The sequence below is a fragment of the Comamonas sp. UBA7528 genome, assembly GCF_002479375.1.
GTDB lineage: Bacteria > Pseudomonadota > Gammaproteobacteria > Burkholderiales > Burkholderiaceae_C > Comamonas.
Window position 1 is genome coordinate 190,151 of the sequence record NZ_DLMU01000014.1, and the last position, 12,140, is coordinate 202,290.

At 64.2% G+C, this 12,140-nt stretch carries 15 protein-coding genes; 13 read left to right on the plus strand and 2 right to left on the minus strand.

Annotated elements, in window-relative coordinates; all coding sequences use genetic code 11:
* The first annotated feature begins 256 nt into the window (after window positions 1–256).
* The 4 genes from B3349_RS16530 to B3349_RS16545 are packed head-to-tail and all read left to right on the plus strand — an operon-like array spanning window position 257 to window position 3,418.
* A complete protein-coding gene (locus tag B3349_RS16530) occupies window positions 257–1,261 on the plus strand; it encodes an RluA family pseudouridine synthase (protein ID WP_349682196.1) in 1,005 nt (334 codons plus the stop codon).
* 8 nt (window positions 1,262–1,269) lie between these two features.
* The gene (locus tag B3349_RS16535) at window positions 1,270–1,950 is read left to right on the plus strand and encodes an HAD family hydrolase (protein WP_291590377.1); all 681 of its coding nucleotides are present in this window, start codon (window positions 1,270–1,272) and stop codon (window positions 1,948–1,950) included.
* 27 nt (window positions 1,951–1,977) lie between these two features.
* Window positions 1,978–2,358, plus strand: coding sequence for a Rieske (2Fe-2S) protein (locus B3349_RS16540; protein WP_066537177.1), 381 nt, complete (start codon window positions 1,978–1,980; stop codon window positions 2,356–2,358).
* 1 nt (window position 2,359) lies between these two features.
* Window positions 2,360–3,418: a S49 family peptidase gene (locus B3349_RS16545; protein ID WP_218333588.1), complete on the plus strand. Its 1,059-nt coding sequence runs from the start codon at window positions 2,360–2,362 to the stop codon at window positions 3,416–3,418.
* A 132-nt stretch (window positions 3,419–3,550) separates the two neighbouring features.
* Here B3349_RS16545 and B3349_RS16550 read toward each other — a convergent pair whose 3' ends face one another.
* Together B3349_RS16550 and B3349_RS16555 are read right to left on the minus strand one after the other, a co-directional pair.
* Window positions 3,551–4,333, minus strand: coding sequence for an SAM-dependent methyltransferase (locus B3349_RS16550; RefSeq protein ID WP_291590378.1), 783 nt, complete (start codon window positions 4,331–4,333; stop codon window positions 3,551–3,553).
* On the minus strand, window positions 4,330–4,941 hold the full coding sequence (locus tag B3349_RS16555) for a Maf family nucleotide pyrophosphatase (protein WP_291590380.1): 612 nt from the start codon (window positions 4,939–4,941) through the stop codon (window positions 4,330–4,332). The genes B3349_RS16550 and B3349_RS16555 overlap by 4 nt, the downstream gene beginning before the upstream one ends.
* A gap of 25 nt (window positions 4,942–4,966) precedes the next feature.
* On the opposite strand from B3349_RS16555, the gene B3349_RS16560 reads away from it, so the two are divergent.
* From B3349_RS16560 to B3349_RS16600, 9 genes are all read left to right on the plus strand, one after another.
* Window positions 4,967–5,518 carry a YceD family protein gene (locus B3349_RS16560; RefSeq protein ID WP_291590382.1) on the plus strand — a complete coding sequence of 184 codons (552 nt, stop codon included), beginning with the start codon at window positions 4,967–4,969 and terminating at the stop codon, window positions 5,516–5,518.
* Window positions 5,519–5,752: 234 nt separating this feature from the next.
* Window positions 5,753–5,935 (plus strand): 50S ribosomal protein L32, encoded by a 183-nt coding sequence (rpmF, locus tag B3349_RS16565; protein WP_003058062.1) that lies wholly within the window; start codon window positions 5,753–5,755, stop codon window positions 5,933–5,935.
* 124 nt (window positions 5,936–6,059) lie between these two features.
* On the plus strand, window positions 6,060–7,121 hold the full coding sequence (plsX, locus tag B3349_RS16570) for a phosphate acyltransferase PlsX (RefSeq protein ID WP_291590389.1): 1,062 nt from the start codon (window positions 6,060–6,062) through the stop codon (window positions 7,119–7,121).
* An 8-nt stretch (window positions 7,122–7,129) separates the two neighbouring features.
* Complete coding sequence (locus tag B3349_RS16575; protein ID WP_291590390.1) at window positions 7,130–8,110, plus strand: beta-ketoacyl-ACP synthase III; 981 nt, start codon at window positions 7,130–7,132, stop codon at window positions 8,108–8,110.
* A gap of 60 nt (window positions 8,111–8,170) precedes the next feature.
* Window positions 8,171–9,115: an ACP S-malonyltransferase gene (gene fabD / locus B3349_RS16580; RefSeq protein ID WP_291590391.1), complete on the plus strand. Its 945-nt coding sequence runs from the start codon at window positions 8,171–8,173 to the stop codon at window positions 9,113–9,115.
* A complete protein-coding gene (gene fabG / locus B3349_RS16585; RefSeq protein WP_291590392.1) occupies window positions 9,112–9,855 on the plus strand; it encodes a 3-oxoacyl-ACP reductase FabG in 744 nt (247 codons plus the stop codon). Before fabD ends, fabG begins: the two co-directional genes overlap by 4 nt.
* 104 nt (window positions 9,856–9,959) lie before the next feature.
* Window positions 9,960–10,199 (plus strand): acyl carrier protein, encoded by a 240-nt coding sequence (gene acpP, locus B3349_RS16590; RefSeq protein ID WP_066537147.1) that lies wholly within the window; start codon window positions 9,960–9,962, stop codon window positions 10,197–10,199.
* Window positions 10,200–10,242: 43 nt separating this feature from the next.
* Window positions 10,243–11,487: a beta-ketoacyl-ACP synthase II gene (gene fabF, locus B3349_RS16595; RefSeq protein WP_066537146.1), complete on the plus strand. Its 1,245-nt coding sequence runs from the start codon at window positions 10,243–10,245 to the stop codon at window positions 11,485–11,487.
* A gap of 119 nt (window positions 11,488–11,606) precedes the next feature.
* Complete coding sequence (locus tag B3349_RS16600) at window positions 11,607–12,077, plus strand: hypothetical protein (RefSeq protein WP_291590393.1); 471 nt, start codon at window positions 11,607–11,609, stop codon at window positions 12,075–12,077.
* Window positions 12,078–12,140 lie beyond the last annotated feature (63 nt).

Genomic DNA, 12,140 nt, shown 5'->3' on the forward strand with positions numbered 1-12,140 from the left:
GAAAAGCCCACATGCTCGCTATACGTTTAATCGGCGGGTGGTGTGCAGAGCACCGTGCTCCAAACAGCACCACCAGCGTGAAGATTCCGTTCAGTGTTTCAATGCGTCAACCAGCCAGGTGGTGCGCCACTCCGTCAGGCCTGTCAGCCTGGAAATCATGGGCGCAACACCTGTGGCATCGACCTTCCTGCACGGGGGAAATGGCTGGCTGGACTAAACTCCATCAAAATCAACCACTTACAAATAAGTCGCGCAGGTGAAACACATTATAGAGGGCAAACCGGCCACCGACCGTTCCCCACAGCAAGTACAGGCAGCCGTGCGACTGATTGCAGTCGATGAGGAATCGGCAGGCCAGCGTCTGGACAACTTCCTGATGCGCCACCTCAAAGGCGTGCCCAAGACCCATGTCTACCGCATCATTCGCAGCGGCGAGGTCCGCATCAACAAGGGCCGTTGTGCGGCCGATACACGGGTGCAGACGGGAGATGTGGTGCGGCTGCCACCGGTGCGCGTGTCCGACAAGGTGCAGGAAAAGGCCGAGCGCCCGGCACCGGCACGGGAATTTCCCATCCTGCTGGAAGACGAGCACCTGATCGCCATCGACAAGCCGGCTGGCGTGGCCGTGCACGGCGGCTCGGGGGTCAGCTTTGGCGTGATCGAGCAATTGCGCCAGGCGCGGCCGGAGGCCAAGTTTTTGGAGCTGGTGCACCGCTTGGATCGCGAAACCTCGGGCATTTTGCTGGTTGCCAAGAAGCGCTCGGCGCTGACCAAGCTGCAAGACCAGTTCCGGGAGCGCGAAACCGGCAAGACCTACCTGGCCCTGGTGGCGGGCAGCTGGCCTGGCAACAAGAAGGTGATCGACACCCCGCTGCGCAAATACCTGTTGCCGGACGGCGAGCGCCGCGTGCGCACCACCACGGCCGACGATCCGGATGCCATGCGGGCGTTGACCCTGGTCAAGGTGCGCAGCCAGTACGAGGCACGCAGCCTTCAGGGCCTGCCGGCCATGAGCTTGCTGGAAGTGACCATCAAGACCGGTCGCACCCACCAGATCCGGGTGCACCTGGCTTCGCAAGGCCACGGCATCGTGGGGGATGAGAAATATGGGGACTTCGATCTGAACCGCCGACTGCCCAAGCAGGGGCTCAAACGCATGTTCCTGCATGCCTGGCGGCTGCAGTTCAACCACCCGGCCACCGACGAACGCATTGAGCTGCGGGCAGAATTGCCCGAAGAGCTGGCCGAGTTTGTGGCCTGAAAGCACGCATGAGCACTGTGGATTCTTCCGTGCGGCCCCGCCGCTTCGATCTGATTGCCTTCGACTGGGATGGCACCTTGTTCGACTCCACCGCCGCCATCACCCGCAGCATCCAGGCTGCGGTGCGCGATGTGGGGGGGACGGTACCGTCGGACGCCCAGGCGTCCTATGTGATCGGAATGGCGCTGATGCCGGCGCTGGCCCATGCGGCGCCCGATGTGCCGCAGGACAAATACCCGGAGCTGGCCAACCGCTACCGCTACCACTATCTGCAGCAGCAGGAGCAGGTGACGCTGTTTGACGGTGTGCTGCCCCTGCTGCAGGCGCTGCGGGAGCGCCACCACTGGCTGGCGGTGGCCACGGGCAAAAGCCGCAGGGGGTTGAACGAAGCCCTGGCCACGGTGGATCTGAAAGGCGTGTTCGACGGTTCGCGCACGGCCGATGAAACAGCCGGCAAGCCCCATCCTCTGATGCTGCACGAGCTGATGGCCGAGTTCGGCGTGGCGCCGGAGCGGCTGCTGATGATTGGCGACACCACGCACGACCTGGAAATGGCCCGCAACGCCGGCTGTGCCAGCGTGGCGGTGGCCTATGGTGCCCATGGCAGCGAAGGCTTTGCACCCCTGGGGCCCTTGCATGTGGCGCAGACGGTGGCCGATCTGCACGCCTGGCTGCTGGCCCACGCCTGATGTCTGCTTTGTCCCTATAGTGGCGACATGACCCTGCCGCCCGACACTGCCATTGCCCTGTGCGCCAGCACCGATCTGCAGGAGCGCGGGCGCGGGGTGTCGTTTGATGTGGTTTTTTCGGGACAGACCTGCCGGGGTTTTGCGATTCGTTACAACGGCGTGGTCTACGGCTATCTGAACCGCTGTGCCCACATCCCCATGGAAATGGACCATGAGGCCGACCGCTTTCTCGACGACAGCGGCGAATGGCTGCTGTGCTCCACCCATGGCGCGGTGTATGAACCCCATACCGGGCTGTGCGCAGGCGGGCCCTGCCGCGGCGGCCGTCTGGTGCCGATCGCACTGAGCGAGAGCGACGGGGTGGTGCACTGGCATACTGCCCACAACCTGCAACCTATCGAGTTTTGAGATGAGTTCACCGCAGACGCCCGGTACACCGGGTTCCGACCCTTCTTCCGCACTGCCCGGCCAAGACCTGTGGGCGCGCGCTGCCGTGCCCGAGACGCCGACCGCATCCGCTGCGGCAGCCCAGGCCCAGCCGCCGGGCTGGGAGCGCGATCTGCTGGAAAAGCTGGCCTTCGCCTCGCTCAACGAGCAGCGCAGCGCCCGCCGTTGGCGCCTGTTCTGGCGCTTTTCCTGGCTGATTCTGGGGCTGGCACTGCTGTGGGCGTTGCTGTCCAAAGAGGTGTCGACGGCCGCCGTGTCCGGTCCGCACACCGCCGTGGTGGACATCAAGGGTGAAATCGCCTCGGGTGCCGACGCCAGTGCCGAATTCGTGATCGCCGCCATGCGCAGTGCGCTGGAGGACCAGGGTGCCCAGGCGCTGGTGCTGTTGATCAACTCGCCGGGCGGCAGTCCGGTGCAGGCCGGCATGATCACCGACGAGATCGTGCGCCTCAAGGCCATCCACCAGAAGCCGATTTATGCGGTGGTCGAGGAAAGCTGCGCTTCGGCGGCGTACTACATCGCATCGGCTGCGGATGAGATTTTTGTCGACAAGGCCAGCATCGTTGGCAGCATCGGCGTGCTGATGGACGGCTTTGGCTTCACCGAAGTGATGCAGAAGGTGGGCGTGGAGCGCCGTCTGCTGACGGCGGGCGAGAACAAGGGCTTCCTCGATCCCTTCAGTCCGCTGACCGAGAAGCAGCGCGGCTTTGCGGAAACGATGCTGGGCCAGATCCACCAGCAGTTCATTGACGTGGTCAAGCGCGGGCGCGGAGACCGCCTGAAGGTGACGGATGAGACCTTCAGCGGCCTGTTCTGGACCGGTCAGCAGGCCATTGACCTGGGACTGGCCGACAAGCTGGGTAGCCTGGACTATGTGGCGCGTGAGATCGTCAAGGCCGAAGAGGTGATCGACTACACGCGCCGCGACAACATCGCCGAACGTCTGGCCAAGCGCTTTGGCGCCGCCATTGGCGGTGGCGCGGTGAGTGCGGTGCGCGGCATGGCTCCGGCCATCCGTTGATAGCCTGCTGCCAGGGTTTCTAGAAAAAAGCGCCTTCAGCGCTCTCTGCAAGGGTTCCAGGGTGAAATTTCCTGGAAGCCTGGGTGGAGGGCCTGAAGGCGCTTTGGTCTTCTGGGGGGCTGGTTGCCGTGCTTACTGCCCCAGGGCAAACACCACGGGCGTGTGCTTGTCGGGCACATGGTCCAGCTTTTTCCAGTCGCGCACGGTTCTGGACTGCACGCTGGCGCTCTCCAGTGTCAGGCCGCTGGCGACCACCAGGCGGGTAGCGGGCTGCAGGCTCTGCAGCAAGGCCTGCCACAGGGCGGGGTTGCGGTAGGGAGTCTCGATGAACAGCTGGGCCTGGTTCAGGCGCTGGCTCAGGCCTTCCAGTTCCTTGATGCGCTGGGCGCGCGGTGCGGCATCCTGGGGCAGGTAGCCCACAAAAGCAAAGTTCTGGCCGTTCAGGCCGCTGGCGGCCAGGCTGAGCAGCAGCGACACCGGTCCGATCAGCGGCACCACGGTAATGCCCAGGTCGTGGGCAGCGCGCACGATGGAGCTGCCAGGGTCGGCCACGGCCGGCATGCCGGCTTCACTGACCAGACCCATGTCGTGGCCGGCCAGTGCCGGTGCCAGCAGGGCCTTGGCGTCAAACTGGGCGCTGCCTTTGCCGCCGTGGTCCCCTTTTTTGTGGGCTTCACGCGGGAGTTCCTGGATCGCCTGGGCCTGCAGCGGGGCCGCCAGCGGGAACAGGGCATCCACCCGCTTCAGGTAGGCGCGGCAGCTTTTGGCGTTTTCGCTCACCCAGTGGGTCAGGCGTGCGGCCGTGCGCAGCGTCAGCTCGGGCAGCACGTCGGTCAGCGGGCTCTGGCTGTCGCAGCCAAAATCCAGGGGGGCGGGTACCAGATACAGGCGCCCCGGCGTGGCGGCGGCGCTCATGGCAGCACCAGTCCGGCAGCACGCAGCATGCGGCAGGTGCGGATCAGCGGCAGGCCGATCAGCGCGGTGGGGTCATCGCTGTCGATCGCGTCCAGCAGGCTGATGCCCAGGCCCTCGCTCTTGGCGCTGCCGGCGCAGTCATACGGCTTTTCGGCCAGCAGATAGCGTTCGATCTCGGCGTCCGTCAGGTCGCGAAAGCGCACGCCCACCTCGGCGATGTCGCTGTGCGCCATGCCGGTGGCCTGGCATACCACGGCCAGGGCCGTATAGAAGCGCACGGTCTGGCCGCGCATCTGGCGCAGCTGGGCCACGGCGCGTTCGTGCGTCAGCGGCTTGCCCAAGGGCTGACCGTTCAGGTCGGCCACCTGGTCAGAGCCGATGATGATGGCTTCCGGGTGCTGGTGGGCCACGGCATGGGCTTTGGCCAGTGCCAGGCGCAGCGACAGGTCGCGCGAGGCTTCGCCGGGGTGGGGTGTCTCGTCCACATCGGGCGAGGCGGTGGTGAAAGGGTATTGCAGGCGCTCCAGCAGCTCGCGGCGGTAGCGCGAGGTGGAGCCCAGGATCAGCGAGCGGGCCACAGGGGCGGAAGAAGCAGGGGATTCAGGCATGCAAGGATTCTCTTACACTGCCGCCATGAGCAAGGATTTCTCTCCGGATCACCTTGATGTGAAGGCGTTTGCCCAAGCGGGCGCCACGCTGACAGGCATTGATCCGCTGTCACGATACACACGACTGGCGCAGGACGCCGAAGGCCCTGTCGAAGGGCTGCAGGTGCACTGGAGCGCCGAGGGCGAGCTGCGTGCCGAATCCGGCGGTGCCAGCCATATCTGGCTGCACCTGACGGTCGATACCGGGTTGCCGCTGACCTGCCAGCGCTGCCTGCAGCTGGACCCCATGCCGCTGGAGGTGGACCGTTCCTTCCGCTTTGTGGCGGACGAGGCCACGGCCGACGCCCTGGACGACGAAGCCGAAGAAGATCTGTTGGCGCTGAGCCGCGACTTCGATCTGCATGCGTTGATCGAGGACGAGCTGCTGATGGCGCTGCCCCTGGTGCCACGCCACGACGTCTGCCCGCAGGAGCTGCCCATGCAGTCCAGCGACGCTGATTTCGAGCAGGCCAGCGAGGAAAAGCCCAACCCGTTTGCGGTGTTGCAAGGCTTGCGCAAGAATGGCGCCTCGGACTGATTGGAGGCGTTCTCCGTTCAGAAGCCTGCGCTGCTGAAGCGATCTTCGATCGGCAGCGTGGCCTGCCCAAGACACTGGTTATTCATTGCATAACGCTGTTGATAACGTTTGCGCTATACTCTAGGGCTTCGCGCGAAACCCCCTCGTGTCTTTAATGGGCTGATCGCGTATTTTTAGGGCATGCGCCTGTCGCGCAGGCCATGTCACCAACCCTTTTCAGACTCAGGAGCCATCATGGCTGTTCAGCAAAACAAAAAGTCTCCTTCCAAGCGCGGCATGCACCGTTCGCACAATGCACTGAATGTGCCTGGTATCGCAGTGGAAGCCACCACCGGTGAAACCCACTTGCGCCACCACATCAGCCCCAACGGCGTGTACCGCGGCCGTCAGGTGCTGAAGAACAAGTCCGAAGCCTAAACTAGCGTCTCGGACCCCCGCAAGGCCCGTCGCTACTTCTGGTAGCACGGGCTTTTGCGTTTTTTGAACACCCCTGGCGTGTTACGGTTTCGGTCTGCCGCTCAGGCCTGCGCACCTTTCCTTCATGATCACTTTGGCAGTTGACTGCATGGGTGGCGATCACGGCCCCCGTGTCACGCTGGCCGCATGCCGCCAGTTTCTGGATTCCCACTCTGATGCCCAGCTCTTGCTGGTGGGGCGTGCGGAGAGCCTGCAGTCGTTTGCGCACCCCCGTGCCACGGTGGTGGGGGCCAGCGAAGTGGTGGCCATGGACGACCCGGTGGAGGTGGCGCTGCGCAAGAAGAAGGATTCTTCGATGCGTGTGGCCATCCAGCAGGTCAAGGATGGCATCGCCCAGGCGGCGGTGTCGGCCGGCAATACCGGGGCGCTGATGGCCGTGTCGCGCTACCTGCTCAAGACCCTGGAAGGCATCGACCGCCCGGCCATTGCCACCCAGATGCCCAATGAAAAAGGCGGCGCCACCACGGTGCTGGACCTGGGTGCCAATGTGGACTGCACGCCCGAACACCTGCTGCAATTTGCCGTCATGGGCACCGCCCTGGTGAGTGCCTTGCATGAGAGCGCCTCCGGTGGCGAGCCGTCGGTGGGCTTGCTCAATATTGGTGAAGAAGCCATCAAAGGCAATGAAACCATCAAGCGCGCCGGCGAATTGCTGCGTGCGGCCGGCGAGGCCAAGGCCCTGAATTTCTACGGCAATGTAGAAGGTAACGACATTTACAAAGGGCCAGTGGACATCGTGGTGTGTGACGGCTTCGTGGGAAATGTGGCCCTGAAGGCCAGCGAAGGTGTGGCCAGCATGATCGTGGGAGGCTTGAAGTCGGAATTCAAGCGCAACATCTTCACGAAATTCGCCGCCATCATTGCCTATCCCGTGCTATCTGCGCTGATGAAGCGTATGGATCACCGTCGGTACAATGGTGCTGCCCTGTTGGGCTTGCGTGGCCTGGTGTTCAAAAGCCATGGCTCGGCCGATGCGATCGCTTTTGAGCATGCGCTCAATCGTGCGTATGATGCGGCCCGCAACAACCTGCTTGACCGTGTCCGGGCCCGGATTGCGACTGCGGCCCCTTTGCTGGTGCCTGCCGTTGCTGCGCCAGCCGCTGGAACCACGGGCAGCCCTGAGTGAGCCTCCGCATGACACGTTACGCACGCATTACCGGCACCGGCAGCTACCTGCCTCCCCGCCGCCTGACCAACAACGACTTGGCGGCGGAGCTGGCCCAGCGCGGCATTGAAACCTCGGACGAATGGATCGTCGAGCGCACGGGCATCCATGCCCGCCACTTTGCCGCTCCCGAGGTGGGTAGCAGCGATCTGGCGCTGGAAGCCAGCCGCAATGCGCTGGAAGCCGCAGGCATTACGGCGCAAGACCTGGACCTGATCATTGTCGCCACGTCCACCCCGGATATGGTGTTTCCTTCGACGGCCGCCATCCTGCAGCACAAGCTGGGCATCACCAACGGCTGCCCTGCCTTTGACGTGCAGGCGGTGTGCAGCGGCTTTGTCTATGCTTTGACCGTGGCCGATGCCATGATCCGCTCGGGCTCTGCCCGTCGCGTGCTGGTGGTGGGCGCGGAAGTGTTCAGCCGCATCCTGAATTTCAACGACCGCACCACCTGCGTGCTGTTTGGTGACGGTGCCGGCGCCGTGGTGGTGGAAGCCTCCGAAGAGCCCGGTATCCTGGCCAGTGATCTGCACGCCGACGGCAGCCATGTGGACATTCTGTGCGTGCCCGGCCATGTGTCGGGTGGCGAGATCCTGGGCTCGCCCATGCTGACCATGGACGGCCAGGCTGTCTTCAAGCTGGCCGTGGGCGTGCTGGAGAAAGCCGCACGTGCCACGCTGGACAAGGCCGGCATGACCGAGGCCGACATCGACTGGCTGATTCCGCACCAAGCCAATATCCGCATCATGCAAAGCACGGCCCGCAAGCTGAAGCTGCCCATGGACAAGGTGGTGGTCACGGTGGGAGAGCACGGCAACACCTCGGCGGCGTCGATTCCGCTGGCGCTGGACCATGCTGTGCGCAATGGTCAGGTGCAAAAAGGCCAGAACGTCCTGCTCGAAGGCGTGGGCGGTGGTTTCACCTGGGGTGCAGTACTCCTGAAAATGTAGTGTCTGAAGTGCTCATTGAGCGCGCCAGAACCTGTTTTACCCCTATTGAGTGACCAACACATGACGCAATTTGCATTCGTCTTTCCCGGCCAGGGCTCGCAGTCCGTGGGCATGCTGGATGCCTGGGGCGACCACCCGGTGGTGGCCCAGACGCTGAAGGAAGCCTCTGACGCCATGGGCGAAGACGTGGGCGCCCTGATCCACGGCGGCCCCAAGGAAGCGCTGGCCCTGACGACCAACACCCAGCCCGTAATGCTGGTGGCCGCCGTGGCCGCCTGGCGCGTGTGGCGTGCCGAAGGCGGCACGCTGCCTGCTGCCGTAGCCGGCCATTCCCTGGGTGAATATTCCGCCCTGGTGGCGTCCGGCGTGCTGACGCTGGCCCAGGCTGCTCCGCTGGTGCGCCTGCGCGCCGCTGCCATGCAGGAAGCCGTGCCCGTGGGCGTGGGCGCCATGGCCGCCGTGCTGGGTCTGGAGGCCGACAAGGTCAAGGCCGTCTGCGCGGAAGTGACGGCCCAGCTCGGCGGTGCCGAGGTGGTGGAGGCGGTGAACTTCAACGACCCCGGTCAGACCGTGATCGCCGGATCCAAGGCCGCCGTGGAAGCCGCCAGCGTGGCCGTCAAGGCGGCGGGTGCCAAGCGTGCACTGCCGCTGCCGGTGTCGGCACCGTTCCACTCCAGCCTGATGAAGCCTGCCGCCGAAAAGCTGAAGCTGGCACTGGCTGCGCTGGAGCTGCAAGCGCCCCAGATCCCCGTGATCAACAACATCGACGTGACCGTGCAAACGGACGCCGATGCCATTCGCGACGCCCTGTATCGCCAGGCTTTCGGCCCGGTGCGCTGGGTGGAATGCGTGCAGGCCATCAAGGCCCGCGGCATCACCACCCTGGTGGAGTGCGGCCCCGGCAAGGTGCTGGGCGGCATGACCAAGCGCATTGATGCGGAATTGACAGGCGTTGCCCTGTATGACCCTGCCACACTGGCAGAAGTGAAGGAATTGCTCGCATGACAGAGACGACCACCCCCGGCCAAGTGGCCCTGGTGACCGGTGCCACCCGTGGCATCGGCGCCGCCATTGCCCAGGAACTGGCCGCCCGCGGCTATACCGTGATCGGCACTGCCACTTCGGACGACGGCGCAGCCCGCATCAGCGCGGCCCTGGCCCCTCTGGGCGGCCGTGGCGTAAAGCTGGATGTGAACGACGCTGCTGGCGTGGACGCGCTGGTGGACGACATTGCCAAGAACCAGGGCGGCCTGCACGTGCTGATCAACAATGCCGGCATCACCCGCGACACCCTGGCCATGCGCATGAAGGATGACGATTGGGACGCCGTGGTTGATACCAACCTGAAGGCCGTATTCCGACTCAGCCGCGCGGCTATTCGCCCGATGATGAAGCAGCGTTTCGGCCGCATCATCAGCATCACCAGCGTGGTGGGCGGCATGGGCAACGCCGGTCAGGCCAACTATGCTGCAGCCAAGGCTGGCGTGGCCGGCATGACGCGCGCTCTGGCCCGCGAGCTGGGCAGCCGCGGTATCACCGTGAACTGTGTGGCACCCGGTTTCATTGCGACAGATATGACTGCAGTGCTCCCAGAAGAGCAGCAAAAGGCCTTGTCCGCACAGATCCCTCTGGGCAAGCTGGGCCAGCCTTCCGACATTGCAAACGCAGTGGCCTATCTGGCCTCTGCAGGTGCCGGCTATGTGACAGGCCAGGAATTGGCTGTCAATGGCGGCATGTACATGTAAATAACGAAAGTTATGCCGTTTCCTCGCGACGGCAAGCCGGATGAAGGGAGATTCCCCGAACCGGCTAGAATCGCGGGTTCATTCACAACCCCCTGAGGGAAACCATGAGCGATATCGAAGCACGTGTCAAAAAAATCATTGCTGAACAACTCGGCGTTGAAGAGTCCCAAGTGACCAGCGAAAAGGCCTTCGTGGCTGATCTGGGCGCTGACTCCCTGGACACGGTCGAACTGGTGATGGCCCTGGAAGATGAATTCGGCATCGAAATCCCCGATGAAGACGCTGAAAAGATCACGACGGTGCAAAACGCCATCGACTACGCCAATACCCACCAAAAGGGCTAAGCCCTTTTGAGCGCACCGAGCGATAAGAATAAGGTTTGAACGCATGAGCCGTCGTCGCGTTGTCGTGACCGGCCTGGGTTGCATCAGTCCCGTGGGTAACACGGTTGCTGAGGCCTGGGCCAATCTTTTGGCCGGCAAGTCCGGCATTGGCCATATCACCAAGTTTGATGCCACGAATTTTTCGTGCCGCATCGCAGGTGAGGTCAAGGGATTCAACGTGGAGGATTACATGAGCGCCAAGGATGCGCGCTCCATGGACACCTTCATTCACTATGGCATCGCGGCTGCGGAACAGGCTGTGAAGGATGCGGGTCTGCCTACGGGCGAGGCCCTGTCCGACGACCTTGCGACCCGCATCGGTTGCGTGCTCGGGTCCGGTATCGGGGGCTTGCCCCTGATCGAGAACACTCAGATTGAGCTCTCGAACCGGGGGCCCCGACGCATCACCCCATTTTTCGTGCCCGCTTCCATCATCAACATGGTGGCCGGTCACGTTTCCATGCGCTTTGGCTTCAAGGGTCCGAACCTGTCCGTGGTGACAGCGTGCACGACCGGCCTGCACTGCATCGGCGAAGCCGGGCGCATGATCGAGTACGGCGACGCCGACATCGTGGTGGCCGGTGGTACCGAAGCCACGGTGTCCCCGCTGGGCGTGGGCGGCTTTGCTGCCATGCGTGCCCTGTCGACCCGCAATGACGACCCCACCGCAGCCTCTCGTCCCTGGGACAAGGACCGCGACGGCTTCGTGCTGGGCGAGGGCGCTGGTGTGCTGGTGCTGGAAGAGTACGAGCACGCCAAGGCCCGTGGCGCCAAGATCTACGCAGAGCTGAGCGGCTACGGCATGAGTGCCGATGCCGGTCACATGACGGCGCCCAATATGGACGGTCCGCGCCGCGCCATGTTGAACGCCATGCGCAATGCCGGTGTGAATCCGGACCAGATCAACTATCTGAATGCCCACGGCACCTCGACCCCTCTGGGCGACCAGAACGAAAGCAATGCCATCAAGGCAGCGCTGGGCGATGCCGCGTTCAAGACCGTGGTCAGCTCCACCAAGTCCATGACCGGGCACTTGCTGGGCGGTGCGGGCGGCGTGGAAAGCGTGTTCACCGTGATGGCGCTGCACGATCAGAAGATCCCGCCGACCATCAACCTGGACAACCAGGACCCCGGCTGCGATCTGGACTACTGCGCCAATGTGGCACGCGATGCCAAGATCGATGTGGCCCTGAAGAACAACTTCGGCTTTGGTGGTACCAACGGCTCGCTGATCTTCAAGCGCATCTGATCGGATTGTCAGTCCCTGGCACCCGGGAGCTCCGCTCCTGAAACGCCCATCACCCGCAGGCCGATCAAACGGCTCTGCGGGTTTTGTCTTTGTGGCGCCGCCGTGGCATGGTCGGCACCATGCCTTCCGCACACCATCTGCCGCCTGCCGTGCGCTATCCCGTGGAACGCCACCGGCTGCCCGGCTACCTCGGAGGGCTGCTGTGGCTGCTGGCGGGCGCCGTGCTGCTGGCCTGGTGGCGGTACAGCGCGCCCCAGCCCGCTGCCGTGCAGGGGGCGGCGGCCATGCTGTGGCTGGCCGCCGGCGGCGCCCAGTGGCACGCCTGGCGTGCCGCGCCACGCGGGATGCTGCAATGGGATGGAGGTGCCTGGTGGTGGCAGGCCCAGGGGGAGGTGGAGCCCCAGCCGCTGGAGGCCCTGCAGCTGCGCATCGACCTGCAAACCGCTGTGCTGCTGGCCTGGCGTGGTGCAGATGGACGCTGGCAGCACGCCTGGCTGCTGCAGCGCAGCGCACCCTGGCGTTGGGGGGATTGGCGGCGTGCTGTATATTCGGCGGCCACCGTGTTCCGCCAGACGGAGTCTGCGGTCTGACCTTTCCCTCGCTGCATGAGCCCCCACGTCGCACCTCCTCCCGCACCTTCTGACACCGATCTG

Coding starts and splice junctions, on each gene's coding strand:
- B3349_RS16535 (WP_291590377.1), top strand. CDS start 1,270: ATGAGCACTGTGGATTCTTCCGTGCGGCCCCGCCGCTTCGATCTGATT.
- B3349_RS16540 (WP_066537177.1), top strand. CDS start 1,978: ATGACCCTGCCGCCCGACACTGCCATTGCCCTGTGCGCCAGCACCGAT.
- B3349_RS16545 (WP_218333588.1), top strand. CDS start 2,360: ATGAGTTCACCGCAGACGCCCGGTACACCGGGTTCCGACCCTTCTTCC.
- B3349_RS16550 (WP_291590378.1), bottom strand. CDS start 4,333: ATGAGCGCCGCCGCCACGCCGGGGCGCCTGTATCTGGTACCCGCCCCC.
- B3349_RS16555 (WP_291590380.1), bottom strand. CDS start 4,941: ATGCCTGAATCCCCTGCTTCTTCCGCCCCTGTGGCCCGCTCGCTGATC.
- B3349_RS16560 (WP_291590382.1), top strand. CDS start 4,967: ATGAGCAAGGATTTCTCTCCGGATCACCTTGATGTGAAGGCGTTTGCC.
- rpmF (WP_003058062.1), top strand. CDS start 5,753: ATGGCTGTTCAGCAAAACAAAAAGTCTCCTTCCAAGCGCGGCATGCAC.
- plsX (WP_291590389.1), top strand. CDS start 6,060: ATGATCACTTTGGCAGTTGACTGCATGGGTGGCGATCACGGCCCCCGT.
- B3349_RS16575 (WP_291590390.1), top strand. CDS start 7,130: ATGACACGTTACGCACGCATTACCGGCACCGGCAGCTACCTGCCTCCC.
- fabD (WP_291590391.1), top strand. CDS start 8,171: ATGACGCAATTTGCATTCGTCTTTCCCGGCCAGGGCTCGCAGTCCGTG.
- fabG (WP_291590392.1), top strand. CDS start 9,112: ATGACAGAGACGACCACCCCCGGCCAAGTGGCCCTGGTGACCGGTGCC.
- acpP (WP_066537147.1), top strand. CDS start 9,960: ATGAGCGATATCGAAGCACGTGTCAAAAAAATCATTGCTGAACAACTC.
- fabF (WP_066537146.1), top strand. CDS start 10,243: ATGAGCCGTCGTCGCGTTGTCGTGACCGGCCTGGGTTGCATCAGTCCC.
- B3349_RS16600 (WP_291590393.1), top strand. CDS start 11,607: ATGCCTTCCGCACACCATCTGCCGCCTGCCGTGCGCTATCCCGTGGAA.